This window comes from Nocardioides sp. zg-1230 (assembly GCF_013155335.1).
Lineage (GTDB): Bacteria > Actinomycetota > Actinomycetes > Propionibacteriales > Nocardioidaceae > Nocardioides.
The window spans coordinates 447590-473077 of record NZ_JABJQZ010000008.1 but is presented as its reverse complement, the minus strand read 5'-3'; the positions used below and the strand labels follow the sequence as shown (position 1 = coordinate 473077).

At 72.0% G+C, this 25488-nt stretch carries 25 protein-coding genes; 16 read left to right on the top strand and 9 right to left on the bottom strand.

Annotated elements, in window-relative coordinates; genetic code table 11:
• Positions 1 to 13 precede the first annotated feature (13 nt).
• Positions 14 to 814, bottom strand: a complete 801-nt coding sequence (locus HOO61_RS21625; RefSeq protein ID WP_216659167.1) for an enoyl-CoA hydratase/isomerase family protein — start codon at positions 812 to 814, stop codon at positions 14 to 16.
• Between the two features lie 179 nt (positions 815 to 993).
• Here HOO61_RS21625 and HOO61_RS21620 point away from each other — a divergent pair, with 179 nt between their 5' ends.
• Genes HOO61_RS21620 through HOO61_RS21610 form a run of 3 tightly spaced genes read left to right on the top strand, consistent with a single transcriptional unit; the run spans position 994 to position 3058 of the window.
• On the top strand, positions 994 to 1161 hold the full coding sequence (locus HOO61_RS21620) for a DUF3117 domain-containing protein (RefSeq protein WP_082602897.1): 168 nt from the start codon (positions 994 to 996) through the stop codon (positions 1159 to 1161).
• Between the two features lie 2 nt (positions 1162 to 1163).
• Positions 1164 to 2720, top strand: coding sequence for a leucyl aminopeptidase family protein (locus tag HOO61_RS21615; protein WP_172261745.1), 1557 nt, complete (start codon positions 1164 to 1166; stop codon positions 2718 to 2720).
• On the top strand, positions 2720 to 3058 hold the full coding sequence (locus tag HOO61_RS21610) for a hypothetical protein (RefSeq protein ID WP_172261743.1): 339 nt from the start codon (positions 2720 to 2722) through the stop codon (positions 3056 to 3058). Before HOO61_RS21615 ends, HOO61_RS21610 begins: the two co-directional genes overlap by 1 nt.
• A 33-nt stretch (positions 3059 to 3091) precedes the next feature.
• Here HOO61_RS21610 and HOO61_RS21605 read toward each other — a convergent pair whose 3' ends face one another.
• Positions 3092 to 3751, bottom strand: a complete 660-nt coding sequence (locus HOO61_RS21605; protein WP_367650272.1) for an O-methyltransferase — start codon at positions 3749 to 3751, stop codon at positions 3092 to 3094.
• Between the two features lie 169 nt (positions 3752 to 3920).
• Here HOO61_RS21605 and sigE point away from each other — a divergent pair, with 169 nt between their 5' ends.
• From sigE to HOO61_RS21590, 3 genes are read left to right on the top strand one after another with little or no spacing between them, the layout of a single operon-like run.
• Positions 3921 to 4553 carry an RNA polymerase sigma factor SigE gene (sigE, locus tag HOO61_RS21600; protein ID WP_253942690.1) on the top strand — a complete coding sequence of 211 codons (633 nt, stop codon included), beginning with the start codon at positions 3921 to 3923 and terminating at the stop codon, positions 4551 to 4553.
• Positions 4553 to 5074 (top strand): anti-sigma factor, encoded by a 522-nt coding sequence (locus HOO61_RS21595; protein ID WP_172261741.1) that lies wholly within the window; start codon positions 4553 to 4555, stop codon positions 5072 to 5074. Before sigE ends, HOO61_RS21595 begins: the two co-directional genes overlap by 1 nt.
• Positions 5071 to 6579 (top strand): trypsin-like peptidase domain-containing protein, encoded by a 1509-nt coding sequence (locus HOO61_RS21590; RefSeq protein ID WP_172261739.1) that lies wholly within the window; start codon positions 5071 to 5073, stop codon positions 6577 to 6579. Before HOO61_RS21595 ends, HOO61_RS21590 begins: the two co-directional genes overlap by 4 nt.
• Positions 6580 to 6599: 20 nt before the next feature.
• On the opposite strand, the gene HOO61_RS21585 is transcribed toward HOO61_RS21590, so the two are convergent.
• Positions 6600 to 6842, bottom strand: coding sequence for a helix-turn-helix domain-containing protein (locus tag HOO61_RS21585; protein WP_172261737.1), 243 nt, complete (start codon positions 6840 to 6842; stop codon positions 6600 to 6602).
• A gap of 98 nt (positions 6843 to 6940) precedes the next feature.
• On the opposite strand from HOO61_RS21585, the gene HOO61_RS21580 reads away from it, so the two are divergent.
• The 3 genes from HOO61_RS21580 to HOO61_RS21570 all read left to right on the top strand — a co-directional run bounded on the left by HOO61_RS21580 (position 6941) and on the right by HOO61_RS21570 (position 9864).
• Positions 6941 to 7657, top strand: a complete 717-nt coding sequence (locus HOO61_RS21580) for a flagellar biosynthesis protein FlgA (protein ID WP_172261735.1) — start codon at positions 6941 to 6943, stop codon at positions 7655 to 7657.
• 14 nt (positions 7658 to 7671) lie between these two features.
• Positions 7672 to 8940 carry a hypothetical protein gene (locus HOO61_RS21575; protein WP_172261733.1) on the top strand — a complete coding sequence of 423 codons (1269 nt, stop codon included), beginning with the start codon at positions 7672 to 7674 and terminating at the stop codon, positions 8938 to 8940.
• Between the two features lie 78 nt (positions 8941 to 9018).
• Positions 9019 to 9864 (top strand): calcium-binding protein, encoded by an 846-nt coding sequence (locus HOO61_RS21570; protein WP_172261731.1) that lies wholly within the window; start codon positions 9019 to 9021, stop codon positions 9862 to 9864.
• Positions 9865 to 9886: 22 nt separating this feature from the next.
• On the opposite strand, the gene HOO61_RS21565 is transcribed toward HOO61_RS21570, so the two are convergent.
• Together HOO61_RS21565 and HOO61_RS21560 are read right to left on the bottom strand one after the other, a co-directional pair.
• Positions 9887 to 11209 carry a hypothetical protein gene (locus tag HOO61_RS21565; RefSeq protein WP_172261729.1) on the bottom strand — a complete coding sequence of 441 codons (1323 nt, stop codon included), beginning with the start codon at positions 11207 to 11209 and terminating at the stop codon, positions 9887 to 9889.
• A 17-nt stretch (positions 11210 to 11226) separates the two neighbouring features.
• Entirely contained in the window at positions 11227 to 11673 is a 447-nt protein-coding gene (locus HOO61_RS21560; RefSeq protein WP_172261727.1) for a hypothetical protein, read from the bottom strand.
• Between the two features lie 190 nt (positions 11674 to 11863).
• Here HOO61_RS21560 and HOO61_RS21555 point away from each other — a divergent pair, with 190 nt between their 5' ends.
• From HOO61_RS21555 to HOO61_RS21540, 4 genes are read left to right on the top strand one after another with little or no spacing between them, the layout of a single operon-like run.
• Entirely contained in the window at positions 11864 to 13315 is a 1452-nt protein-coding gene (locus tag HOO61_RS21555) for a wax ester/triacylglycerol synthase family O-acyltransferase (protein ID WP_172261725.1), read from the top strand.
• On the top strand, positions 13312 to 13656 hold the full coding sequence (locus HOO61_RS21550) for a hypothetical protein (protein ID WP_172261723.1): 345 nt from the start codon (positions 13312 to 13314) through the stop codon (positions 13654 to 13656). The genes HOO61_RS21555 and HOO61_RS21550 overlap by 4 nt, the downstream gene beginning before the upstream one ends.
• A gap of 32 nt (positions 13657 to 13688) precedes the next feature.
• Positions 13689 to 15317, top strand: a complete 1629-nt coding sequence (gene pruA, locus HOO61_RS21545; protein WP_172261721.1) for an L-glutamate gamma-semialdehyde dehydrogenase — start codon at positions 13689 to 13691, stop codon at positions 15315 to 15317.
• A gap of 12 nt (positions 15318 to 15329) precedes the next feature.
• Positions 15330 to 15536: a hypothetical protein gene (locus tag HOO61_RS21540; RefSeq protein ID WP_172261719.1), complete on the top strand. Its 207-nt coding sequence runs from the start codon at positions 15330 to 15332 to the stop codon at positions 15534 to 15536.
• Here the strand turns inward: HOO61_RS21540 and HOO61_RS21535 are convergent.
• Both HOO61_RS21535 and HOO61_RS21530 read right to left on the bottom strand, forming a co-directional pair.
• Entirely contained in the window at positions 15529 to 15918 is a 390-nt protein-coding gene (locus HOO61_RS21535) for a maleylpyruvate isomerase N-terminal domain-containing protein (RefSeq protein ID WP_172261717.1), read from the bottom strand. The two genes, HOO61_RS21540 and HOO61_RS21535, sit on opposite strands and share 8 nt — an antisense overlap.
• Entirely contained in the window at positions 15915 to 16385 is a 471-nt protein-coding gene (locus tag HOO61_RS21530) for a DUF2505 domain-containing protein (RefSeq protein WP_172261715.1), read from the bottom strand. The genes HOO61_RS21535 and HOO61_RS21530 overlap by 4 nt, the downstream gene beginning before the upstream one ends.
• 80 nt (positions 16386 to 16465) lie before the next feature.
• Here HOO61_RS21530 and HOO61_RS21525 point away from each other — a divergent pair, with 80 nt between their 5' ends.
• Positions 16466 to 21349: an NAD-glutamate dehydrogenase gene (locus tag HOO61_RS21525; RefSeq protein ID WP_172262079.1), complete on the top strand. Its 4884-nt coding sequence runs from the start codon at positions 16466 to 16468 to the stop codon at positions 21347 to 21349.
• 16 nt (positions 21350 to 21365) lie between these two features.
• Here the strand turns inward: HOO61_RS21525 and HOO61_RS21520 are convergent, their stop codons facing one another.
• Positions 21366 to 22136: a sulfite exporter TauE/SafE family protein gene (locus HOO61_RS21520; protein ID WP_172261713.1), complete on the bottom strand. Its 771-nt coding sequence runs from the start codon at positions 22134 to 22136 to the stop codon at positions 21366 to 21368.
• Entirely contained in the window at positions 22133 to 22840 is a 708-nt protein-coding gene (locus HOO61_RS21515) for a FadR/GntR family transcriptional regulator (RefSeq protein WP_172261711.1), read from the bottom strand. The genes HOO61_RS21520 and HOO61_RS21515 overlap by 4 nt, the downstream gene beginning before the upstream one ends.
• Positions 22841 to 22962: 122 nt before the next feature.
• Between HOO61_RS21515 and HOO61_RS21510 the strand changes: the two genes are divergently transcribed.
• Both HOO61_RS21510 and HOO61_RS21505 read left to right on the top strand, forming a co-directional pair.
• Entirely contained in the window at positions 22963 to 24282 is a 1320-nt protein-coding gene (locus tag HOO61_RS21510; protein ID WP_172261709.1) for an SLC13 family permease, read from the top strand.
• 8 nt (positions 24283 to 24290) lie between these two features.
• On the top strand, positions 24291 to 25466 hold the full coding sequence (locus HOO61_RS21505; protein WP_172262077.1) for a CaiB/BaiF CoA-transferase family protein: 1176 nt from the start codon (positions 24291 to 24293) through the stop codon (positions 25464 to 25466).
• Positions 25467 to 25488: the final 22 nt, after the last annotated feature.

Genomic DNA, 25488 nt, shown 5'->3' with positions numbered 1-25488 from the left:
CAGCGGCCCCCGTTCAGCGTCCGTGGAAGGTCGGCTTCTCCTTGGCCATGAACGCGTCCACGGCCGCGAGGTGGTCCTCGGTGCCGCCGGTGAGCGCCATCTTGTCGGCCTCGAAGGCCAGCGACTCCTCGAGCGGGTGCGCAGCGGCGTACGCCACCGCCTGCCGGATGGAGCCGAAGGCCACGGTCGGTCCCGCCGCCAGCCGGGCGGCGAGCTCGCCCACGGCCGGTGCGAGCTCGTCGGCGGTGACGACCTGGTTGGCCAGGCCCAGCTCGAGGGCCTCCTGGGCGGTCACGGTGCGCGGGAAGTAGAGCAGCTCCATCGCTTTCGCGCGGCCGACGAGGCGGGGGAGCGTCCAGCTCGACCCGGTGTCGCACGACAGCGCGACGCCCGCGAAGGAGGTGTTGAAGCCGGCGGAGTCGACGACGATCCGGAAGTCGGCCGCGAAGGCGAGGCTCGCCCCCGCACCGGCCGCGACGCCGTTGACCGCCGCGACGACCGGCTTCGGCATGGTCGCGAGGGCCAGCACGATGGGGTTGTAGTGCTTCTCGACGGTCTCGGAGAGGGGCACGTCCGCCTCACCCTTGAGTCCCGCGAGGTGCTCCTTGAGGTCCTGGCCGACGCAGAAGGCCCGGCCGCTCCCGGTGAGCACCACGCACCGCACCTCTGCGTCGTCGGCGACCCGGTGGACGGTGTCGAGCAGGAGGTCCTTGGTGGCGACGTCGAGACCGTTCATGGCGTCGGGGCGGTTGAGCGTGATGGTCGCGATGCCGTCCTGGACGTGGAGCAGGACGGGGGCCTCGGAGGTCGTCATGGCGGCAGTCTGCCCGACGAACATCGGGTGTCGTTCGCCCTGTGGTGCCGATCACGCGGGTCATGGGGGATAATGGACGTCGTACGACGCCGATCGAGGTGGCCAGCACGACTCAGCCGCCTCGTTTCGCATGTGAAGAGCCACATCCAGTGATGGCTGAACAGGAAGAGGGTGCGCCGATGGCCGCCATGAAGCCCCGCACGGGCGACGGACCGCTCGAGGTCACCAAGGAAGGGCGCGGCATCGTCATGCGCGTCCCGCTCGAGGGCGGTGGACGGCTGGTGGTCGAGCTCAACGCCGACGAGGCCACGGCTCTCGGTGATGCCCTCAAGGGCGTCGTCGGCTGATCGTGCCCATCACCCCGCTGCCGCCCCAGGTCTCTCCGCCCGGGTTCGCCCTGAGCCCCGCGTTGCCGCACCAGATCGGCGGTGCGGAGGTCTGGGCGTTCCCGGTCCTCCCGGGTGAGGACGGACCGATCCTCGGACCAGGTGCCGACGAGGCCGGTGAGGCCCTCGGCGTCGACCTCCTCGCCGCGCTCGAGGCGTCGCGGGCGACCGGCCGCACGGGGGAGCTCACGACGGTCCCGGTGGCGGGTCGGACCACCTCCGGGACCAGCTCCGACGGCGCGGCCGACGGACCCGGCCTGGTGCTCCTGGTCGGCGTGGGTGAGGCGACCACCACCGACCTGCGCCGTGCCGGGGCCACCCTCGCCCGTGCGACCAAGGACCGCGCCAGCCTCGCCACGTCGCTGGCGGCGATCGCTCCCGTCGAGGGCCTCGGTGCCGTCGTCGTGGGGGCGATGCTGGGCTCCTTCGCCTTCCACTGGCGCTCCACCGGCCCGAAGGAGCGCCCGGTGGCCCGGATCGTGCTGGCCGGCGTCGACGACGACGGGGCCGACGACGAGCTCGCACGCGCGATCGCACTCGGCGGTGCCGGCTGGCGCTCGCGCACCCTGGCCACGGTCCCGGCCAACCTCAAGACGCCCGCGTGGCTGGCCCAGCAGGCCGTCGAGGTCGGCGAGGCCGCCGGTCTGGACGTGCAGGTCTGGGACGACGCCCGGCTGGAGGCCGAGGGCTTCGGCGGCATCCGCGCCGTCGGTGGCGGCTCGGTCAACGAGCCCCGCCTCATCCGCATGGACTACACCCCGCGCGGGGCCACCAAGCGCATGCCCACCGTGGTGCTCGTCGGCAAGGGCATCACCTTCGACACCGGTGGACTCGACATCAAGCCCAGCGAGGGCATGCTGACGATGAAGCGCGACATGAGCGGAGGCGGCGCCGTCATCGCGACGATGGCCGCGCTCCGCGACGTCGACTGCCCGGTCCGCGTGGTCGGCCTGGTGCCCGCCGCGGAGAACGCCGTCAGTGGCTCCGCGATGCGTCCCGGCGACGTCATCACGCACTTCGGGGGTCGCACCTCCGAGGTCAACAACACCGACGCCGAGGGCCGCCTCGTCCTGGCCGACGCGATGGCGTACGCCGTCAAGGAGCTCGCCCCCGCCGCGCTGGTCGACATAGCCACGCTGACCGGCGCGATGAAGGTGTCGCTCGGCCAGTGGACCGGCGGCTACTTCGCCAACCACGAGGGTCTCGCCGACCACGTCGGCGCCGCGGCGACCGCGTCGGGGGAGACCACCTGGCGGATGCCGCTGGTCGCCGACTACGAGGACAAGGTCGACTCCCGCATCGCCGACGGCGACAACGCCGCGGGCGGCGCCGGCGCGATCACGGCCGCGCTGTTCCTGCAGCACTTCGCGGGAGAGGTGCCGTGGGCCCACATCGACTTCGCCTCGGCCGCGGAGTCGCCCGCCGACCGCTACGAGTGGACGGCCGGGCCGAGCGGCTGGGGCCCGCGCCTGCTCCTGACCTGGCTGGGCTCGGACGACCCGCTGGCCGGGATCGCCTGATGCTCGGTCTCACCGTCCGCTGGTCGCTCGCCGACGCGCCCGCGGGTGTGGAGGAGCAGCTGGCGGCCTACGTCGCCGAGACCTCGCACGCCCGGTTCACCGGGATGGCCGGGCTGCGCTTCAAGACGTGGCGCCAGGTGCCGGGCGAGTGGTTCGAGGGCTGCTATGTCTTCGCGACCAGCGAGGCACGCGAGGAGTTCCAGCGCACCTTCACCGAGGGCGCCGCAGAGGCGCCCGGCTCCCGGATCATCGGCAGCGCGCCGGTGCTCATCGAGGCGTGCGACGTCGTCGCCGTCGCCGAGGGCTGGGACGGGTTCACGGCCGCCCCGCGCCTCTGAACCAGCCTCGGGGCCAGCCATGGTCCGCAGCGGTCAGGCCTCGGGGGCCCACTCCTTCTTCGCCGCCAGCAGGCCGTCGCCGACGGGCAGCAGCACGGGCACCAGCGCCTCGTGCTCGAGGATGGTCCGGCCGAGGTCGCGGATGGTGACGGTCTCCTCGTCGCGCTGCGCCGGGTCGGCGACCCGGTCGTGCCACAGCGCGTTGTCGAACGCCACGATCCCGCCCGGGCGCAGCAGGCGGAGCGCCTCCTTGAGGTACGCGGCGTACTCGCGCTTGTCGCCGTCGCAGAACACGAGGTCGTAGTGGCCGTCGGTGAGGCGGGGCAGCACGTCGAGACCGGCGCCGGCGATGGTGCGCGCCCGGTTGCCCGGGATCCCGGCCTCGGTGAAGGTCTCCTTGGCCAGGCGCTGGTGCTCGGCCTCGATGTCGACGGTCGTGAGCACGCCGTCGGCGCGCATGCCGCGCAGCAGCCACAGGCCGGAGACACCGGTGCCGGTGCCGACCTCGACGACCGCCCGGGCGTCGAGCACGGACGCGAGGAAGCGCAGGGCCGCGCCGACGCCGGGACCGACGGGGGCCACGCCCACCTCCTCGGCGCGGCTGCGGGCAGCGGCCAGGAGCTCGTCCTCGGCAACGAACGTCTCGGCGTAGGACCAGCTCGCGGGCTTGATCGGCGGGGTGTGGGTCGGCACGCGGCGACTCTATCGCGCAGCAGCCGTGCGACGTGGTCGGGAACACACGGGGTCTCTCGCTCGTTGGAGGCGGTGACCCGGTCAGGAGTTCTTGGCCGGACCGCATGGTGTTCACAGGGAACTCTCAGGCGGGGTGCCTACCGTCAGGAAGGACATCGAACCGTTGCAGCTGCGGTCGAGGAAGACGAGCCAGGGAGCGCCCGTGGGTGATCAGGTCGATGCCACGCCGGATGCCGTCGACGTGCCCACGTGGGACGAGGTCGTGGAGCAGCACTCCGACCGCGTGTTCCGGCTTGCCTACCGGTTGACGGGCAACCGTCCCGACGCCGAGGACCTCACCCAGGAGGTCTTCGTCCGGGTCTTCCGCTCGCTGGACGGCTACACCCCCGGCACCTTCGAGGGGTGGCTGCACCGCATCACCACCAACCTCTTCCTCGACGGGGCCCGCCGCAAGCAGCGGATCCGCTTCGACCAGCTGTCCGACGAGCGGGCCGCCCGGCTGACCAGCCCCGCCCCGGCACCCGAGCTCGCCGTGGCCGACCGGACCTTCGACGACGACATCGAGACCGCCCTCGCGACCCTCCCGCCGGACTTCCGTGCGGCGGTGGTGCTGTGCGACGTGGAGGGGCTCAGCTACGAGGAGATCGCCGAGATCATGGACGCCAAGCTCGGCACCGTGCGCTCGCGCATCCACCGGGGTCGCACGATGCTCCGCAAGGCCCTCGCCCACCGTGAGCCGGCCGCGGGACGCTCGCGCTACTCGGGCCCCCGCGCCCCCCGGACCCGTGGGCCGGTGTCGTGATGAGCCACCTCGGATCCCGGGTCAGCGCACTCCTCGACGGTCGCCTCGCGCCGGAGGAGGAGGAGCGCTGCTGGAACCACGTGCACTCCTGCCACTCCTGCCGTGACCTCGTCGAGCAGGAGGGGTGGGTCAAGACCCAGCTCGCCCAGCTGTCGTTCGGACCCGGCCAGCCCTCCCGCGACTTCAAGTCCGCGCTCGTCGGTCGGTGCTCGGCGATGCAGTCCGGCTCGGGCCACGGCCTGGTCGCGCCGCAGTTCCCGACGTCGCGCCACCGCCCCCGCCGCGGCCTCGTCGCCATCGGCGGCGGTGCGGCGAGCGCCTGCGTCGTGGGCGTGCTCGCCCTCGGCGTGGCGGGCACTCCTCGCGTCGAGCCGCGCCCACCGGTCACCGACCTGAGCCGGCCGACCGTCCCCGCGAGCCCGGCCGCCACCGACGACCGTGCCGCCCGCGGACCGGTCTCACCCTCCCGGACGCCCCTGGCCGAGCGCCTCGTGGCGATCCGGGAGAAGATTGCTCCGTGAGCGACGAGCACAGGCCCGACGAGCAGACCCCGGACGAGCAGGTCACCGACCAGCCCGAGCCCGGCGAGCCGCGCGACGAGCCCACCCAGCCGCTGGCCGGCTGGCGCCCGACCGGAGCCGACCCCACGTCGGAGGCCGCTCCGCGGGACCCCGTCGCCCAGCCCGAGGGTCGTCCCTACGGCGCTCCTGGCGAGGACCGGCCCGGCATGCTCGACGGCCCGCCGCCGCACCGCACGCCGTACGGCGAACCGCCGGCCCCGCAGCCGCAGGGCGGTGGGGGACGCGAGGCCGCGGCCCCGACCGTGCCCTACCCGACCCAGGGCCCGTACCCACAGCAGCCCGATCGGGCCTACTTCGGCCCGGGTCCCTACCCGCGCCCGCCGTACGCCGGTCCCACGGCCGTCGCCCGCCGGATCCCGCTGTGGATCTGGCCCGCCGTCGCGTGCCTCGCCCTGGTCGTCGGCATCCTCGGCGGGCTCGCCGGGGGCGCGATCCAGGACGAGCTATCCGCCCGTCCTGGCACCAACGACAACGGTCTGAACGGCGTGCGCACCCAGACCGCGGCGCCGCTGGAGGTCGACAACGGGTCGGTCGCCGCGGTGGCGCAGGCGCTGCTGCCCAGCACGGTCCAGATCGTGGCCGAGCTCGACGGACAGAACAACGGCGCCACCGGCTCCGGCTTCGTGCTCGACCGTGAGGGCCACGTCGTGACCAACGACCACGTGGTCGCGTCCGCGGCCGAGGACGACGGCCCGATCGTCGTCATCGACCACACCGGCGACCGACACGAGGCGACGGTGGTCGGCCGCAGTGCGGTCTACGACCTCGCCGTGCTGTCCGTCAAGGGCGCCGGCGACCTCGAGCCGGCCGCGCTCGGCGCCTCCCAGGTCCTGCGCGTCGGAGACCCCGTGATCGCGTTCGGCGCTCCGCTCGGGCTCAGCCAGACCGTGACCTCCGGCATCGTGAGTGCGCTCAACCGGCCGGTGACGACCGGGCAGTCCGAGGACGAATCGTCCTACATCAACGCCGTGCAGACCGACGCCGCGATCAACCCGGGCAACTCAGGCGGCCCGCTGGTGAACCTCGCCGGCGAGGTGGTCGGGGTGAACTCGGCCATCGCCACCAACGGCGGTGCGCCGGGCGAGGCGGGCAACATCGGGGTCGGCTTCGCGATCCCCATCGAGCAGGTGCGCACGACGGTCGACCAGATCCTGCGCACGGGGGAGGCGGAGTACCCCGTCATCGGTGCCCAGGTGCGCACGGGCGGCGAGACCGACGCCAACGGCGCCACCATCACCGAGGTCATGCCCGACACCCCCGCCGAGCGCGCCGGCCTCGAGAAGGACGACGTCATCACGGCGGTCGACGACCAGCCGGTCAGTGACGGCATCGCCCTCATCGTCGCCATCCGCACCCACCTGCCCGGCGAGACCGTCGAGATGTCGGTCGTCCGCGGCGGTGAGGAACGGGTCGTGCAGGTCGAGCTCGACGGCAAGGTCGGGTAGTCACCTCACCCCACGACCGCTCAGTCGGACGACTCGGCCTCGGCGTCCACGAACGGGTGCTGGTCGACGAACGTCCTCGTCTCGGCGTACATCCGCTGGATGAACTCCTCGAGCTGCACCCGCTCGACGCGCCACTGCCCGCGGCCGCCGATCTTGATCGCCGGCAGCTCGCCGCGGCGGACGAGCGCGTAGACCTGCGCGCCGGAGGTGTTGAGCACCTCTGCGACGTCGGCGAGCGTCAGGAAGCGGGGGTCGTCGGCCATGGGGCCATCGTGCCACCGCGCGCGTGGCTCCCGTCGCCGCCCGGCCGTCCTGTGGAGAGACAGGTGTGAAGTCCGGCTCGGGCGGCAATGATGTCGTCGTGCCTCGGACCACCTCTCGGACCTCGTCCCGTCACGCCCAGCCCGATGCCGCGTCGGCGCAGACCCGCTCCACCGATGTGCCGGCCGCGACGCGCGCCACGACCCCCGGGTGGCGCGACCCGCGGCTGTGGATCGGGGTGGTCCTGGTGACGGGGTCGGTCGTGGCAGGCGCTCGCATCCTCTCCGGCGCCGACGACCTGACCCCGGTCTGGGCCGCGTCGTCCGACCTCGTCGCGGGGCAGCCGATCACCGCCGCCGACCTCAAGCCCGCCCGCGTGCGCTTCGACGAGGCTGCCGACCACGACCGCTACCTCGGCGTCGACGACGAGCTGCCGGCGGCGCTCACCCTCACCCGGCCGCTGTCGGCGGGCGAGCTGGTGCCCGCCACGGCCCTCGGCGAGGAGTCGGCCGACGACACCGTGTCGCTGTCGATCGCCGTGGCTGCCGAGCACGTCCCGACCGACCTGGTCCGGGGATCGCGGGTGGACGTGTGGGTGGTGGCCGACCGCACCGCCGCCGAGCGCCGTGGACGTGCGGCGGCCGAGCTGGTCCTCGGTGACGTGGGGGTCCTCGACGCCCCCGTGGTGTCCGACGCCTTCGCGGCGGCGACGACCCGGCAGCTCGTCCTCGCCGTCTCCGAGACCGAAGAGGAGTCGCTGGGGGTGGTCCTGGCGGCCGTCGGCGACGACCGCGTCCGGGTCGTGGGCAGGGGCTGACGACCGTGATCTGCGTGCTGCTCCTCGCGGCGGGCGAGCCATGGGAGTCGCCGGCGATGGCCGACCTCGAGGCCCACCCCGGGGTGGTCGTGCTCAAGCGCTGCGTCGACGTCGACGACCTGCTCGCCGCCGTCACCAGCGGCCAGGCCGACGTGGCCGTGCTCTCCCTCGACGCCCCGGGCCTCGACCCCGCCAGCGTCTCCCACCTGCGTCGCCATGCTGTGCGGCCCGTCGCTGTGACCTCGGCCCTGCCGGAGGACCTCGATGCTCGCGAGCACGCCGCAAGCCTCGGCATCACCGCACTCGTCGGCACAGGACAGCTGGCCACGCTGCCCCGGGTGGTCACCACCGTCGAGGACGTCGCCGACACCCGCGAGCGCGGTGACGACCTGCCGGTCGTCGACCCGTTCGCCACCGACCGGGCGCCTGCGGCCGAGGCGGGTCGGCTCGCGGTCGTGTGGGGGCCGGCCGGCGCCCCGGGCCGTACGACGGTGGCGACCAACCTGGCCTGGGAGCTCGCCCGGCGCGAGGTGGCCGTCGTCCTCGCCGACCTCGACCCCTACGGAGGCGCGGTCGCGCAGCAGCTCGGCATCCTCGACGAGGTGTCCGGGCTGCTCTCGGCCTCGCGTCTCGCCTCCGCCGGCCAGCTGGACGACCGGTTCGCGTCGGTGTGCCGGGGCGTGGGGGACGGGCTGGCGGTCGTGACCGGGCTCCCGCGGGCCGACCGGTGGCGCGAGGTCCGGGCAGCGCAGGTCGACCAGTTGCTCGAGCGTGCCCGGGGCCACGGCCAGGTCGTCGTCGACACCGGCTTCAGCCTCGAGCACGACACCGCCTCCGACGTCGGCGGTCGTCCCGGGCGCAACGCGCTGACGCTGGCGGCGCTGGAGCAGGCCGACGAGGTGGTGGTCGTCGGGTCGGCCGACCCCGTGGGCCTCACCCGCCTGGCCCGCGGGCTGGTCGACCTGCGCGACCACGCCGCCGGCACGCCGGTGCGCGTCGTCGTCAACCGGATGCGGTCCTCGATCGGGTGGTCGGAGAAGGAGATCGCCGGCATGGTCGAGGGCTTCAGCCGGGTCGCCGGCCTGCACTTCCTGCCCGAGGACCGCTCCGGCCTCGACCAGGCGCTGGTGAGCGGTCGCCCCGTGGCCGACCTCGGCGACTCGTCCCTGGTGCGTGCCCTCGCCGCCCTGGCCGACGCCGTGTTCCCGGCCCACGCGGGCGGGAGGGCCGACCGCCCGGTCCCCCGAGCTCGCCGCCGACGGCGTACGAGAGGCGCCAAGTAGGGCAAATCAAGAGGGCAAAATTCTGAAAATCGTCAAGATTCAACGTAACTTGGGTGCTGATCTCGAGGAAGGCACCCCATGTCACGTCAATTTCGCATCGCCACCGTCGTCGGACTGGCCGTCGTCCTGTCCGCGTCCCCGGCGTCGGCCAAGCTCATGCAGGGCACGACGGGCGACGACACCATCAGGGGCAATAACCGCGCCGACAGGATCATGGCGATCGGTGGCCAGGACGAGGTGACGGCCCGCGACGGCAACGACAAGGTCTTCGCCGGCAACGGGCACGACACCGTCAGCGGCGACGACGGCGACGACTGGATCACCCTCCAGCCCGGCAACGACTGGGGCTCGGGCGGGCTCGGCGACGACTCGGTCGACGGCGGCCAGGGTGACGACGTGATGTACGGCGGCGAGGGCAACGACAAGCTCACTGCCGGCGCGGGCGACGACGTCGTGCACGGCGAGGGCGGCAACGACCTGGTGGGGGGCGGCGAGGGCGCCGACCAGCTCTTCGGCGGCGACGGGTCCGACAAGCACATCGGCAACAACGGCAACGACTGGATCGACGCCGGGCCGGGCGACGACGGCGCGATCCAGGGTGGACCGGGCAACGACGTGCTCATCGACGGTGACGGCAACGACGTCAAGATCAAGGGCGACGAGGGCGACGACACCGTCTTCCTCGGCCCCGGCGCCGACAAGGTGTTCACCGAGCAGGGCAACGACACGATCTACGTGCTCCCCGACGGGCAGCAGGACAAGATCCACTGCGACGACCCGACGCAGAGCGACAACGGCAACGCCGACCGCGTGGTGTTCGTCGGCTACCGCGACCCCGCCGACGTGATCGACTACCGCGGCTCGTGCGAGATCGTCGAGGTCACCGACGTCCTCCCCGCCGGCTGGCCCTACGGGCCGATCTGAGCCACCGCGAGCACCCGCGCGCTCAGGCGGCGAACAAGAGGTAGAGGCCGCCCACGGTGAACCCGACCATCGCCACCAGCAGCGGGAGCTGACCCGTGAGCTGGTGGCGGCGGGGCAGCAGCTTGACGGCACGGTCGTGCGCGGCCACCACACCCACCACGTGGCCGAGCGTGACCGCGGCGACCTTGGTGACGGCCAGGAACGTCGGGTGCATCGAGAGCCAGTAGTTGACCTGCAGGTCGGCCGTGCCGAGGAAGTCGTCGCCCCGGCTGAACGGGTCGCTCAGCTGGATGAGGGTCTGCTGGCCGTACTCGACGAAGTAGGTCAGGTAGTGGGCCACGATGTAGCCCACGATGATCGGGATCACCGAGTGCGCGAACAGGTTGGGCAGCGCCCGGCGCGGGGTGTCGCCGGTGACTCCGGTCGCCATGGTGGCCACCGTCAGCACGAGCGCGACGCCGGCCGAGAAGGCGATGAGCGCGAGGGTGTCGGGCCACACCCGCGAGGTCGACATCGACTGCACGAGCTGGAGCCAGGGCTCGGACTCCCGGAAGGAGTCGAAGGCGGTGCTGCCGAACAGGACGCCGACGACGGCCACCAGTCCCGGCCGCGGGACGACGGTGTCGAGGTTGGCGAGGGGGCTGCGCAGGACGAGCGCACCGTCGCGGCGACCCCAGACCGACAGCTTCGCGACCAGCGAGGAGTAGACCTCGAACGGGTCGGCGCGGGCGAGGAACGTCGTACCCCACAGCGCCGAGCCGATGAACATGATCCCGAGGTAGGCCGCGAACCACAGCCGCACTGGGCCGACGTCGGTGGAGTAGGGGTAGACCAGCTCGAGCCACACGAAGGCGAACAGCCCGGCCGCGGCCGGCCAGTAGCCGAGCCGCGCGGGGTAGGTGTAGAGGCCCTCGCCCTCGGGGACCCCCGAGACCTTCGCGAACAGCATGCTGATGGTGCGCGCCGGGCTGATGGCCCGGAAGACGGGACCCAGCAGCAGGGACGCGGGCACGAGGCCGACCCACAGCAGCACGTAGACGGTGCCGAGGAACGGGTTGATCAAGGTGTCCTCGCCGAACACGGCGGCTGCGGCGACGTAGAGGAAGAAGGCCATGCCGAACACGCGGGCCGCGACGCCCAGCGTGCGCGACGACACGAACCGGTCCAGCCACTCGGGCGCCGGGCGGCCGCTGGTGGCCGCGTCGTAACGGGGCTCGCGCCAGGCCACGGCCAGCACGGTGAAGGAGACCACCAGCGCGGCGACGGCACCGGCGATCGCCAGCTCGGAGGGGATCGGCAGGTCCTTGGCGCCGCCGAGGCCGTGGGCGGAGAGGGAACCGCCCACGGTTGCGGGACCGGGGCTCACCGGACTTCGAGCTGCAGCAGGATCACGTCGGGGTCGTGGCTCTCCACCTCGACCACGCCCGGCCGGTCGATGACGATCTCGTGCTCGGAGGTGCCTGCGTCGTAGGAGATGTCCTGCTCGGGCGTGCTGTGCACGTGGATCTCGCCGGCCTCGTCGGCCTCGATCGTCAGGACCAGGGCCTGGCCGATCCCCAGCTCCACCCGCTCGCCGTTGGGCGTGAAGGAGCCGCCCTCGCGGCTCACGGTGACGGCGACGGAGTCGTCCGCGCTGGTGGGCTCCGAGGCCGGGTCGGACGGTGTGTCGGAGGGGGAGTCGGAGGGAGAGGAGGTGGACGTCGGGTCGGTGGCCGGCGGGTCGGTGTCGCCGTCTCCGCCGCACGCGGTGAGCGAGGCGGCCAGGACGAGCACGACGGGGGCGAGGCGCGTGAGGACGCGACCGGACACGGAGGATCTCCTTCGACAGCTGCACGGACAGGCAGCGACCGCGGAACCGCGACGTCACTGCCTCTGCCAGAATCCCATGCGGGACAAGATCACCGACGAGAGGGGATCAGATGAGCGAGCGCAGCGAGCGAATCATGCGATACAGCGTGACTTGTGCCTCGTGCGCGCACGGAGCGAAGCGAGTACGTGCATGAGTATTCGGCTCCGGCCGCGGGACCTGGCCATCCTGGCCGCCGAGTCCCCCACGACGCCCATGCACAACGCCACGGTGGAGATCTTCGACCCGGGTGACTCCGGTTTCGACCACGACCGGCTCGTGCAGCTCATCGCCGACCGGATCGCCTTCGTGCCCCGCTACCGCCAGCGCCTGCAGCTGGTGCCCGGACGCCTCGCCAACCCGGCCTGGGTGGACGACGAGGGCTTCGACCTCGGCTACCACGTACGGCGCTCCGCGCTGCCGCGTCCGGGCTCGATCGACCAGCTCCGCGAGCTCGTGGCGCGCATCGCCTCCCGGCCGCTCGACCGCAGCCGCCCGCTCTGGGAGTGCTACTTCGTCGAGGGCCTCGAGGAGGGCCGGGTCGCGCTGCTCACCAAGAGCCACCAGATCCTCGTCGACGGACGCGAGACCGTCGACATCGGCCAGGTGCTGCTCGACACGTCCCCGGACCGGTCCACCCTCGGGCACGACGACGACTGGCGACCGGGTCGTCCGGCGGGCCCGGTGGGGGCCGCGCTCGCCGCGGTGACGGACAGCCTGGAGAGCCCTCGCACGCTCTGGATGACCACACGCGCCAACGCCGAGTCGCTCGGTCGCGCCGCCTCGGCCTCCGGGGCTCGCGTGGCCGAGGTGGCCAACGCCCTCGCCGGCCGCGGCCCGGTCCACTCCACGCCGGTGCACCGCAGGCTGTCGCAGCAGCGCCGGTTCGTGACCGTTCGCACCGACCTCGCCGACTACCGAGCCATCCGGGAGGTGCACGGCGGCACGGTCAACGACGTCGTCCTCGCCACCCTCGCCGGCGGCCTGCGCGGGTGGTTGATGGCCCGCGCGGAGTCGCTGGGCGGGCTGCGCACGATCAAGGCCATCGTGCCGATGTCGGTGATCGACGACGAGCTCGAGCCGACCTCGCTCGGCACCCAGATCACCGGCCACCTGGTGCACCTGCCGATCGGCGAGCCCAGCCCCGTCGTCCGCCTGCACCAGGTCAGCTACGACCTGCGGGCCCACCGCGACAACGGCCGCAACGTCTCGGCCCGCCGGCTCTCCGGGATGGCCGGCTTCGCCCCGACGACGTTCCACGCACTAGGGGCGCGCCTCGCCACGGCCGAGCTGCGGCGCGGGTTCCACGTGTCCATCACCAACGTGCCGGGCCCGCAGTTCCCGCTCTACGCCGACGGCGCCCGGATGCTCGAGTCCTACCCGGTGCACCCGTTGCTCCCCGACCACCCGCTGGCCATCGGCGTGACGTCCTACGACGGCAGGGTGTTCTACGGCATCACGACCGACCGCGACGCCGTACCCGACGCCGACGTCCTGGGGCAGTGCGTGCTGGAGGCGCTGGAGGAGCTGAAGGACTCGGCGTCCGACACCCGCCCGCGCGCCCCACGCGGGCGGAAGAAGGCTGCCGGGAAGGGGCAGAAGTGACGCGCCGCTACCTGCCGTCGTCGTTGCCGCGCCTTGCCGAGGACTGGGCGGCGGACGAGCCGCGCGTCCACGACCCGGTCGTCGCCGCCGACGACGGCGAGGAGAGCGAGTACGCCGCCCTGATGACCGCCGCGGACGCCTCCGCCGAGCTGCTGGCCGGACTCCCCGACGGCCAGCGGAGGCGGGTCGTCGTGATCGCCGAGACGGCCACCGAGGACGCCCCCGTCCGTTGGCGCGACGTCGTCGCGGTGCACGTCGACACCGAGGACGACGCGGACGCCGACGACGACCTCGCCTGGTGGGCCACCCAGGAGATCGGCGACCTCATCTCCCGCCTTTGAGGGCCGCGCTCCTCTCTGACACGATCAGCAGCATGGACGCGATCACCTTCCCGCCGGCACCGACCAACGAGCCGAACCTCACCTACGCCCCGGGTAGCCCGGAGCGCGAGGCGCTCATCACCGAGCTGGCCGTGCAGGAGAAGAAGCAGCACTCCTACAGGGCGGTGATCGGCGGCAAGCGGCGCAACGGTGGCGGCGCGGAGATCAAGGTCGTCCAGCCCCACGACCACGGTCACGTCCTGGGCACCTTGAAGAACGCGACGACCAAGGACGCCGAGGCCGCGATCAAGGCGGCCAACGCCGCGGCGCCCGACTGGCGCGCGATGCCCTTCGACGAGAAGTGCGCGATCATCCTGAAGGCCGCCGACCTGCTGGCCGGGCCCTGGCGCCAGCGCCTCAACGCCGCGACCATGCTCGGCCAGTCCAAGACGGCGTTCCAGGCCGAGATCGACGCCGCCTGCGAGCTGATCGACTTCTGGCGCTTCAACGTCCACTACGCCAAGCAGATCCTCACCGACCAGCCGATCGCCAACAGCCCCGGCATCTGGAACCGCACCGACCACCGCCCGCTCGAAGGCTTCGTCTACGCGATCACGCCGTTCAACTTCACCGCGATCGCCGGCAACCTGCCGACCGCTCCGGCGCTGATGGGCAACACGGTCGTGTGGAAGCCGTCGCCGACGCAGCAGCACGCCGCGTCGCTGACGATGGAGCTGCTCGAGGAGGCCGGCATGCCGCCCGGCGTCATCAACATGCTCCCCGGTGACGGTCTCGACGTCTCCAAGGTCGCGCTCGCGCACCGCGACCTCGCCGGCATTCACTTCACCGGCTCGACCCCGACCTTCCAGCACCTGTGGCGCACGGTCGGCGAGAACATCTCGGGCTACCGCTCCTACCCGCGCATCGTCGGCGAGACCGGCGGCAAGGACTTCATCGTCGCCCACCCGTCGGCCGACCCCGACGTGCTGCGGGTCGCGATGATCCGCGGTGCCTTCGAGTTCCAGGGTCAGAAGTGCTCGGCCGCCTCGCGGGCCTACGTCCCGCGCTCGGTGTGGGCGAAGATCAAGGACCAGCTGATCGCCGACACCGAGGCGCTGGCGATGGGTGACGTCACCGACTTCACCAACTTCATGGGCGCCGTCATCGACGACCGCGCGTTCGCCAAGCACAAGGCCGCGATCGCGCGCGCCAAGCGCCAGAAGCACCTGACGGTCCTCGCCGGCGGCCAGGTCGACGACTCCGTCGGCTACTTCGTCCGGCCGACCATCGTCGAGTCGACCGACCCGACCGACCAGATGTTCTCCGACGAGTACTTCGGCCCGATCCTCGCGGTCCACGTCTACGACGACGCCCGCTTCGAGCAGGTCGTCGCGCAGATGGAGTCGTTCGCGCCCTATGCCCTCACCGGCGCGATCATCGCGCAGGACCGCGCGGCGATCGCGTGGGCGCGCAAGACGCTGCGCTTCGCGGCCGGCAACTTCTACATCAACGACAAGCCCACTGGCGCCGTCGTCGGCCAGCAGCCCTTCGGCGGTGGGCGCGCGTCGGGCACCAACGACAAGGCGGGCGCCGCGGTCAACCTGCTGCGCTGGACCTCGCCCCGCTCGATCAAGGAGACCTTCGTGCCTCCGACGGACCACCGCTACCCCCACCAGGGCTGACCCGTCGACACCGTGATCCCCCTCCACATGGGCGCGCTGCACCCCTTCGAGCAGGCGCTGACGCTGCTGCTCGCCTTCGGCCCGTTCGTGGTGCTCGGCGTGGTGATCTGGCGTCGCCGGCGCGAGGAGGACGACTCGGCGGTGCCCGACGAGGACCACGTGTCCTCGGACGCCACCTCACCCGTCGTCGATCCGGAACGGCGCGAGCCGCTCAGCTGACGGCCAGCTGAAGACGCTCAGCTGAAGACAGGGATGGCCAGCCCCACGAGGTCGTCCAGACCCGAGGCCGTGGGCCCGACGCATCGATGCGGGCGACCAGGTCGGTGTGGTCGAGTGTCGCCTCCACCGCCAGCGTGCTGGCGAGGTCGGCCACGCGGCCGCTGCCCCAGGACCGCCAGTAGGCGATCTCGTTGCAGTCGGCCGCACGTCCCGCCGGGGTGGGGACGGCCACCAGTCCGCGCACCGCATCGGCGTGCAGGTGCCAAACGAGGTCTCGCACGGTCCAACCCACGCACCCGGTGGAGGCCCAGGCCTCGTCGTCGCGCAGCCGGGACACGACCGCGGCCAGCGCGTCGTACGACTCGGTGAGCAGGGAGGTCATCGAGAAGCGAGCCAGTCCACGCCGACGCGGTGCTCGACGTCGAGGGCGTGACCCATCAGCTCGACGATCATCGTCTCGACCTTGCCGCCGACCAGCGGGATCCGGACGCTCACCGCCAGGTCGACCGTCTGCGTCGTCAGACCTGCCGACTCGGTGAGGGCGATTGTCCCGGACGCCTCGGCGGGCTTGCCGGGGATCGCTATCGCGACGTCGGCCGTGGTCGCGGAGCTCCACGTCTCGATCTGGACGATCACGATCTCCTCGCCCACGAAGGAGCGCGCGAACGACGGGACGTCGCCGGCCGAGCGCACCTGCTCGATGCGCACCACCTCGCCGTCCACGTCCGCCGAGCCGCGTACGACGCGCTGCCGGCGCAGCACCTCCTCGCGGAACGCCGGGTCGTCGAGCATGGCCCCGACGGCGTCGGTGGAGGCGTCGTAGGTCAGCGTCTTCATGAGCTTCTTCATGGCGCTCATCATGGCCCAGAGGGAGCTCGCACCCCCGTGTTGTGGCCGTCACACTCGGGTTCTAGGGTCGGATCGTGGCGATGCCTGAGGAGACCAAGGACCAGCAGCTCGACGCGGCGACGGCGGCACGTCCGGAGTGGGGCGACCTGGTGCGCGACTACTACCGCCACGTCGCCCCCGACGAGGTGGCCGAGCGGTCGCCGGAGGACTTGCTGGGAGCGGTGGCCTCGCACCGCGAGCTCGCCTCCTCCCGCCCCCAGGGCACCGCCGCGGTGCGCGTGGTGACCCCCACGATCGCCGACGCCGGCTGGTCGGCGTCGGGCCGCTCGGTCGTCGAGGTGGTCACCGACGACATGCCGTTCCTCGTCGACTCGGTGACGATGGAGCTCAACCGCCTCGGGCACAACGTGCACGCGGTCTTCCACCCCCAGCTCACCGTCGAGCGCGACATCACCGGCGAGCTCCAGCACGTGAACGCCCACGAGGCCACGGGCGGTGGCCGGGCCGCCGTGCAGGCCGAGACCCGGCCCGCCACCCAGGAGGGCGCGGAGTCGTGGATGCACGTCGAGATCGACCGCACCGACGACGACGAGGCGGCCGAGATCACCGAGGGCCTCCAGCGGGTGCTGCGCGACGTACGCGAGTCGGTCGAGGACTGGGAGAAGATGCACGCCCAGGCACTCGCCGTGGTCGAGCAGCTCGATCAGGACCCGCCGCCCCTGTCGGCCGAGGAGCTGCGCCAGGGACGGGAGTTCCTCACCTGGCTGGCCGACGACCACTTCACGTTCCTCGGCTACCGGGAGTACCAGCTCGAGGCGGAGAAGGACGACCCCGACGAGTGCGGCCTGCGTGCGGTCCCCGGCTCGGGCCTCGGCATCCTGCGCCACGACCAGGACCTGTCAGCCTCCTTCGCCAAGCTGCCGCCGATCGCGAAGGCCAAGGCGCGGGAGAAGAAGCTGCTGGTGCTGGCCAAGGCCAACTCGCGCGCCACCGTGCACCGCCCGGCCTACCTCGACTACGTCGGCGTCAAGACGTTCGGCCCTGACGGGGAGGTCGTGGGGGAGCGTCGCTTCCTCGGCCTGTTCTCCAGCGCCGCCTACACCGAGTCGGTCACCCGCATCCCGGTGCTGCGCGAGAAGGTCACCGAGGTGATGCGTCACGCGGGCTTCGACCCGCGCAGCCACGCCGGCAAGGCGCTGATGGACACCCTGGAGAACTACCCGCGCGACGAGCTGTTCCACACGTCTCCCGACGAGCTGGCGCCCGTCGCGCAGGACGTGATGAGCGCCCGTGAGCGTCGCCAGCTGCGGGCCTTCGTGCGCCGCGACACCTATGGCCGCTACGTGTCGGTCCTCGTCTACCTCCCGCGTGACCGCTACAGCACTGCGGTGCGCGAGCGGTTCTCCGAGATCCTGCGCGACCAGCTCGGCGGCGAGCACGTCGAGTTCACGGCACGGGTCAACGAGTCGACCACGGCGCGGGTGCACTTCGTGGTCCACCCGCCGAAGGGCGGCCAGGTCCCCGAGATCGACGTCCCCGACCTCGAGCGCCGGCTGATGGAGGCGTCGCGGTCCTGGCGCGACGACTTCGTGTCGGCCGTCGTGTCCGAGTACGGCGTCGACGAGGGGTCGCGACTGGCGCGGGCCTGGGCGCACGCGTTCCCCGAGGCGTACAAGGAGGACTACCAGCCCCAGCGCGGGTCGGCCGACCTCGGTCGCATCGAGGCGATCCAGGGCGAGGAGGGCATCGACCTCGCCCTGTTCGACCAGGACGAGCAGCGCGGCACCTACCGCCGCGGCGAGTCGCGGCTCAAGGTGTTCCGCGTCGGCGAGCCGCTGTCGCTGAGCGCGATGCTGCCCATGCTGACGTCGATGGGCGTGGAGGTCGTCGACGAGCGCCCCTACGAGCTCAGCGGTCTCGCGCGTCCCTCCTACATCTACGAGTTCGGCCTGCGGCACGGGCGCACGCTCTCGCCCCAGGAGCGCACGCTGTTCGCCGAGGCGCTCCGCGCCGTCTGGGACGGCTTCAACGAGATCGACGGCTTCAACCAGCTCGTGCTCGCCGCCGGTCTGACCTGGCGGCAGGCGACGGTGCTGCGGGCGTACGCCAAGTACCTCAAGCAGGGCAACTCACCCTTCGCCCTCGACTACATCCAGGAGGCGTTGCGCAGCAACGTCGACATCACCCGGCTGCTCGTGGAGCTCTTCGAGTCGCGCTTCGACCCCGGACGTGACGACCGGTCGCTGGAGCACGACGCCGAGGCAAGGGTGGCCAAGGTGGAGGCGGTCGAGGAGCGGCTCGCCAAGGCCCTCGACGACGTGGTCAGCCTCGACCACGACCGCATCCTGCGCTCCTACCGCACGCTGGTCCGGGCGACCCTGCGCACCAACTTCTTCCAGCGCTCGACCGGCGGGGAGGTGCACCCCTACATCTCGTTCAAGCTCGAGCCGTCGGCCATCCCCGACCTGCCCGAGCCGCGGCCGCGCTTCGAGATCTTCGTCTACAGCCCGCGCGTCGAGGGCTCCCACCTGCGCTTCGGCGCCGTCGCGCGCGGCGGCCTGCGCTGGTCGGACCGACGCGACGACTTCCGCACCGAGGTGCTGGGCCTGGTGAAGGCGCAGATGGTCAAGAACACCGTGATCGTGCCGGTCGGCGCGAAGGGCGCGTTCTTCTGCAAGCAGCTCCCCGACTCCTCCGACCGCGACGCGTGGCTGGCCGAGGGCGTGGCCTGCTACAAGACCTTCATCTCCGGCCTCCTCGACATCACCGACAACCTCGTCGACGGCGTCACGGTGCCGGCGCGCGAGGTCGTCCGCCACGACGGCGACGACTCCTACCTCGTCGTGGCCGCCGACAAGGGAACCGCGACGTTCTCCGACATCGCCAACGGCGTGGCCAAGGACTACGGCTTCTGGCTCGGTGACGCGTTCGCCTCCGGTGGGTCGGTCGGCTACGACCACAAGGCGATGGGAATCACCGCCAAGGGTGCGTGGGTCTCGGTGCAGCGGCACTTCCGCGAGATGGGCGTCGACTGCCAGGCCGAGGACTTCACCGCGGTCGGCATCGGCGACATGTCCGGCGACGTCTTCGGCAACGGCCTGCTGTGCTCCGAGCACACCCGCCTGGTGGCGGCCTTCGACCACCGCGACATCTTCATCGACCCGGCGCCCGACGCCGCGTCGTCGTACGCCGAGCGGCTCAGGTTGTTCGAGCTGCCGCGCTCGAGCTGGAAGGACTACGACGCCTCCCTCATCTCCGAGGGCGGTGGCGTGTGGCCGCGCTCGGCCAAGTCCATCCCCATCTCGTCGCAGGCTCGCGAAGCCCTCGGCATCCCCGCCGGCACCACCGCGATGACCCCGGCGGAGCTGATGAAGGCGATCCTGCTCGCGCCGGTCGACCTGCTGTGGAACGGCGGCATCGGCACCTACGTGAAGTCGTCTGAGGAGACCGACGCTGACGCCGGCGACAAGGCCAACGACGCGATCCGCGTCAACGGCGAGGACCTGCGGGCCCGGTGCGTGGGCGAGGGCGGAAACCTCGGCTTCACCCAGCTCGGTCGCGTGGAGTACGCCCGGTTCGGTGCGAGCGGCGACGGGGGCCGGATCAACACCGACTTCATCGACAACTCCGCGGGCGTCGACACCTCCGACCACGAGGTCAACATCAAGATCCTCCTCGACCGCGTCGTCCGGTCCGGGGCGATGGACGAGGACGCCCGCAACGAGCTGCTGGCGGAGATGACCGAGGAGGTCGGCCAGCTCGTCCTGCACGACAACTACGAGCAGAACCTCGCCCTCGCCAACGCCCAGGCCCACGCCCCGTCGCTGCTGCACGTGCACGAGGACTGGATGCGCGCGCTGGAGAAGCGCGGCGTGCTCAACCGCGAGCTCGAGGGACTGCCCAGCACCCGCCAGGTCCGGCGACGCCTCGACCGCAAGCAGGCGCTGTCGGCCCCCGAGCTGTCGGTGCTGCTGGCGTGGACCAAGATCGTCCTGGCCGAGGAGCTCGTCGACTCCGACCTGCCCGACGACCCTTACCTCCGCGAGGACCTGCTCGCCTACTTCCCGAGCCGCATGAAGCCCGACCTCGAGGCGGCCATCGAGGACCACCCGCTGCGTCGCGAGATCATCGTGACGCAGGTGGTCAACGACCTCGTCAACGGCGCCGGCATGACGTTCTGGCCGCGCCTGCAGGGCGAGACCGGGGCCAGCGCCGCCGACCTGACCCGGGCCAACTTCGTCGCCCGCGAGATCTTCGGCTCGCTGCCGCTGCGCCAGGAGATCGCCGCCCTCGACAACCAGGTGCCGGCCGAGCGCCAGACCCGCATGCGGATCGAGATGCGCACGCTCGTCGAGCGTGCGTCGCGCTGGCTGGTCACCAACCGGAGGCCCCCGCTCGACTCGAGCGCCACGGTCACGTTCTTCCGCGGCCCGGTGCAGACCGTCATGGCCGAGCTGCCCCGCATCATGAGCGGCCGCGAGCTCGACGACTACCGCGCTCGGGAGAAGCGCCTCACCGACCAGGGCGTCCCCGACGACCTCGCCTCCCGCGTCGCGGTCCTGGCCTCCGCCTACGCCCTGCTGGGCATCGTGGAGACCGCCGACCGGCTGGGCCTCGACCCGGTCGAGGTGGCCCGTGTCCACTTCGCCCTCGGAGAGCGGCTGGGGCTGCCGGCGCTCGTGGAGCGGATCTTCGCCCTGCCCCGCGACGACCGCTGGCAGACGATGGCCCGGGCCGCGGTGCGCGACGACCTCTACGGCGTCCACCAGCAGCTGACCGCCCAGGTGCTCGAGTCGACCGACGCGACCGACTCCGCGCCGGCCCGCGTGGCGGAGTGGGAGGACTCCAACGAGGACCTCGTCGGCCGCGCGTCGGGGACGCTCGAGGAGATCTGCCGCGAGGAGACCGCCGAGCTGGCTCGTCTCTCCGTCGGGCTCCGGGTGGTGCGGAGCCTGCTGTCCTGACCGACGTACGCGCGGCTCAGAACAGCAGGAGCGCCGCCACCACGCCGGCCGCCACGACCGCCCAGCGGAAGACCGCGTCCGGGAGCTTGCGACCGATGCGGGCACCGACGTAGCCACCCACCAGCGACCCGGCCGCGAGCAGCACAACGACGTCCCAGCGCGGGTCGGCCACGACGATGAAGATCAGGCCGGCGACGACGTTGCCGACCATCAGCGACAGTGTCTTGAGGCCGTTGACGATGCGCAGCTCGAGGTCGGTGCCGATGCCGAGGACGGCCACCATCATCACGCCCGCGCCCGCCCCGAAGTAGCCGCCGTAGACGCCCGTGATCGTCGCGAAGACCGTCGTGGCGGGGGACATGCGCCGGCGCTCGGCGAGGGCGACGCCGTGCCGCGACTCGTGGCGCGCGCGCAGCCACGCCGCGATGCGGGGCTGCACGCCCACGAGCAGGCACGTGAAGAGGATCAGGTAGGGGACGATCGCCTCGAAGACGCCCGGCGGGAGACCGAGCAGGAGCGCTGCCCCGAGCATCGCGCCGAGGGCGCAGACGATGACGATCGTCCGGGCGATCGGGCCCGCCTGGCGGACCTCGCGACGGTAGCCCAGGACCCCGCCCAGGCCGCCGGGGATCAGGCCGAGGGTGTTGGACACGTTGGCCACGACCGGCGGCAGGCCGAGCGCGACGAGCACGGGGAAGCTCAGCAGCGAGGCGACGCCGACCGTGGAGGAGAGCACGCCGGCACCGAACCCGGTGGCGAGCACCAGGAGCGCCTCGGCTGCGGTCACTGCGCCTCGCGGATGAGGGCGACGTCGCTGACCATCGCGACGTGGGCGTGCATCGCCTCGGCCGCGGCCGCGGGGTCGCCGGCGCGGATCGCCTCGGCGATGGCGCGGTGCCCGGCCAGGGAGTCCTGCGGTCGGCCGGGCTGGCCGAGCGACTCCAGCCGGGTCTCCTTGATCAGGTCGCCGATCTCGTCCATCAGCCGGGCGAGCAGGAGGGAGTGCGACGCGGCGGTGACGGCACCGTGGAAGCGCTCGTCGCCCTCCACGCCGCGGCCCCCGGCCTCGATGTCGGCGGCCATGGAGGCGAGGGCGTCGTCGATGCGGGCGAGGTCGTCGTCGGTGCGGCGTGCGGCGGCGAGCGAGGCGATCTTCGTCTCCAGCGCGTCGCGGGTCTCGATGATCTCGGGCAGGCGGTCGGCGTGGCTGCGGATCGCCTCGACGATGCGGCTCGTCTTCTGGTGGCGGGCGGTGACGACGGTGCCGTCACCGTGGCGCACCTCGACCACCCCGACGACCTCGAGCGCGACCAGCGCCTGGCTGAGCGTGGCGCGGCTGACACCGAGGCGCTGTGCGAGCTCGCGCTCGGGCGGGAGCTTGTCGCCGGCCCGCAGGCCGTTGTCGTCGATCCACGTCGAGATCTGCCCGGCCACCTGCTCGTACAGACGAGTACGGAGCAGCCGCGGCGGGAAGGAGGACGACTCGGACATGGCACCACCCTATTGACGATCGGCTCATTGTCCTATTGGCTAGGCCACTGAGCCAGCACTGTGACGAGGACCACCCCCGCGACCTCGCCGTGCCGGCTCTCGACTCGGGAAAGGCAACCGACATGGGTCCGGAATGGATTGCGATCATCGCGCTCGTCGCGCTGTTCGTGATCGGCACCGTGCTGCCGATCAACATGGGAGCGCTGGCCTACGTGGCCGCGTGGTTCGTGGGAATGTACGCCCTCGACCTGGACGAGAAGGAGATCATCGCCGGCGTCAGCGGTGATCTGATCCTGACGCTGATCGGCGTCACGTACCTGTTCGCCATCGCCCGCAACAACGGCACGGTCGACCTGATCGTGCGCACCGCCGTGAAGGGAGTCGGCGGTCGCGTGGCGCTCATCCCGTGGGTGATGTTCGCCGTCACCGCCGTCCTGACGGGCATCGGCGCGGTCAGCCCTGCGGCCTGCGCGATCATCGGCCCCATCGCCCTCGGCTTCGCCGGCCGCTACGGCATCAGCCCGCTGATGATGGGCATGTTCGTGGTCCACGGCGCCCAGGCCGGCGGCTTCTCGCCGATCAGCATCTACGGCGTCATCACCAACACCGTGATGCGGGACGCAGGCCTGCCCTCCAGCGAGATCACCGTCTTCCTCGCCAGCCTGGTGGTCAACACCATCATGGCGGCGATCCTCTTCGTGGTCCTCGGAGGCCGCAAGCTGATGGCGATGCGGATCGACGCCGACGAGCCCGACACGCTCGACGAGGACCTGCACCGCGGCGGCGCCACGGTGCCCGCCCGGGGCTACGGCACGACGACACCGACCGGTACCCAGGCCCACGGCGTACGCCGCGACCAGGTGCTGACGCTCCTCGCCTTCGTCGGTGTGGCCCTCGTGGCCCTCGTCTTCGACAAGAACATCGGCTTCGTCGCGATCACCGCGGCCGTGCTGCTGGCGATGCTCAACGCCGACGAGCACAAGGACGCGATCAAGCAGATCGCCTGGCCCACGGTGCTCCTGGTCGCCGGTGTCAGCACCTACGCCACCATCCTCACGACCGCAGGCTCGCCGGAGTTCGTCGGGAACTGGGCCGCGGGCCTCGGTGCGGTGGCGCTGGGCGCGCTCGTCCTCTGCTACGTCGGCGGCGTGGTGTCGGCCTTCGCCTCCTCCACCGCGCTGCTCCCGGTCATCATCCCGATCGGCGTGCCGCTCATCGAGGACGGCGGCATCAACGCGGCGCTCTTCGTCGCCGCCCTCGCAGTGTCGTCGACCATCGTCGACGTCAGCCCCTTCTCCACCAACGGCGCGCTCATGCTCGCCAACAAGCCCGACTCCATCAGCGAGCCCGTCTACTACAAGCAGATCCTCAGCTACGGAGTCATCGTCACCCTGGTCGGGCCGCTGCTCGTCTGGGCCGCCCTCGTCCTCCCCGGATGGTGAACAGCACAATGACCGGACCGCTCTCCGACCTCCTCGTCGTCGACCTCACCCGCGCGCTCGCGGGCCCCCACGCCACGCAGATGCTGGGCGACCTCGGTGCCCGCGTCATCAAGGTGGAGGCGCCCGGCAGCGGCGACGACACCCGCGGCTGGGGACCGCCGTTCGTCGGCGAGCCCGACGCCCGCCAGTCGACGTACTTCCTGTGCACGAACCGCAACAAGGAGTCCATCGCCCTCGACCTGAAGAACGAGGCCGACAAGGACGTCCTGGTCGGCCTCGTCGAGCGCGCCGACGTGCTCGTCGAGAACTTCCGCACCGGAGTCCTCGAGCGCCTCGGCCTCGGCATCGAGGAGCTGATGCGGCGCAACCCCCGCCTCGTCGTGCTGTCCATCACCGGCTTCGGCCACGACGGGCCCGAGGGTGGCCGCGCCGGCTACGACCAGATCGCCCAGGGCGAGGCGGGTCTGATGTCGCTGACGGGCTCCGGACCCGACGACCCGCAGCGGGTCGGCGTACCCATCGCGGACCTGCTCTCGGGGATGTACGGCGCCTACGGCGTGCTCGCCGCGCTCCACGAGCGGGAGCGCACCGGCAAGGGCACGGTCGTGCGGACGTCGCTGCTGGCATCGGTCGTCGGCGTCCACGCGTTCCAGGGCACCCGGTGGACGGTGGCCGGCGAGGTCGGCCGCGCGCAGGGCAACCACCACCCCTCGATCGCGCCCTACGGGCTGTTCCACTGCCGCGACGGCGCCGTGCAGATCGCCCTGGGCAGCGAGGGCCTGTGGAAGAAGTTCTGCGCGGGCTTCGGTCTCGACCCCGACGCCGAGGGCCTGGCCACCAACGGCGAGCGCGTCGCCCGCCGCGAGGAGGTCATCGCGGTGGTCGAGCAGGCCTTCGCCGACTGGGACGCCGAGCCCCTGCTCGCACGCCTCGCCGAGATCGGGATCCCGGCCGGCAAGGTGCGCACCCTCGACGAGGTCTACGAGTGGGACCAGGTCGCCAGCCAGGGCCTGCTGGTCGACGTCGAGCACCCGACGCTGGGCGGGATCACCCTCCCCGGCCCGCCGCTGCGGTTCTTCGACGCCGAGGGCGCCGAGGTCACCCGCCGCGACCACGTCGCGCCGCCGCTGCTCGACCAGCACGCCGACGAGATCCGCGCCTGGGTCGGCGGAGGCGGGGCATGAATACACCCCACGACGTTCTTCT

Bases quoted from the DNA above. Each gene is read 5' to 3' on its own strand.
- HOO61_RS21610 (WP_172261743.1), top strand. From the start codon at position 2,720: ATGCTCGGTCTCACCGTCCGCTGGTCGCTCGCCGACGCGCCCGCGGGT.
- pruA (WP_172261721.1), top strand. From the start codon at position 13,689: ATGGACGCGATCACCTTCCCGCCGGCACCGACCAACGAGCCGAACCTC.
- HOO61_RS21620 (WP_082602897.1), top strand. From the start codon at position 994: ATGGCCGCCATGAAGCCCCGCACGGGCGACGGACCGCTCGAGGTCACC.
- HOO61_RS21595 (WP_172261741.1), top strand. From the start codon at position 4,553: ATGAGCCACCTCGGATCCCGGGTCAGCGCACTCCTCGACGGTCGCCTC.
- HOO61_RS21570 (WP_172261731.1), top strand. From the start codon at position 9,019: ATGTCACGTCAATTTCGCATCGCCACCGTCGTCGGACTGGCCGTCGTC.
- HOO61_RS21585 (WP_172261737.1), bottom strand. From the start codon at position 6,842: ATGGCCGACGACCCCCGCTTCCTGACGCTCGCCGACGTCGCAGAGGTG.
- HOO61_RS21530 (WP_172261715.1), bottom strand. From the start codon at position 16,385: ATGAAGAAGCTCATGAAGACGCTGACCTACGACGCCTCCACCGACGCC.
- HOO61_RS21510 (WP_172261709.1), top strand. From the start codon at position 22,963: ATGGGTCCGGAATGGATTGCGATCATCGCGCTCGTCGCGCTGTTCGTG.
- HOO61_RS21515 (WP_172261711.1), bottom strand. From the start codon at position 22,840: ATGTCCGAGTCGTCCTCCTTCCCGCCGCGGCTGCTCCGTACTCGTCTG.
- HOO61_RS21625 (WP_216659167.1), bottom strand. From the start codon at position 814: ATGACGACCTCCGAGGCCCCCGTCCTGCTCCACGTCCAGGACGGCATC.
- HOO61_RS21555 (WP_172261725.1), top strand. From the start codon at position 11,864: ATGAGTATTCGGCTCCGGCCGCGGGACCTGGCCATCCTGGCCGCCGAG.
- HOO61_RS21505 (WP_172262077.1), top strand. From the start codon at position 24,291: ATGACCGGACCGCTCTCCGACCTCCTCGTCGTCGACCTCACCCGCGCG.
- HOO61_RS21525 (WP_172262079.1), top strand. From the start codon at position 16,466: ATGCCTGAGGAGACCAAGGACCAGCAGCTCGACGCGGCGACGGCGGCA.
- HOO61_RS21535 (WP_172261717.1), bottom strand. From the start codon at position 15,918: ATGACCTCCCTGCTCACCGAGTCGTACGACGCGCTGGCCGCGGTCGTG.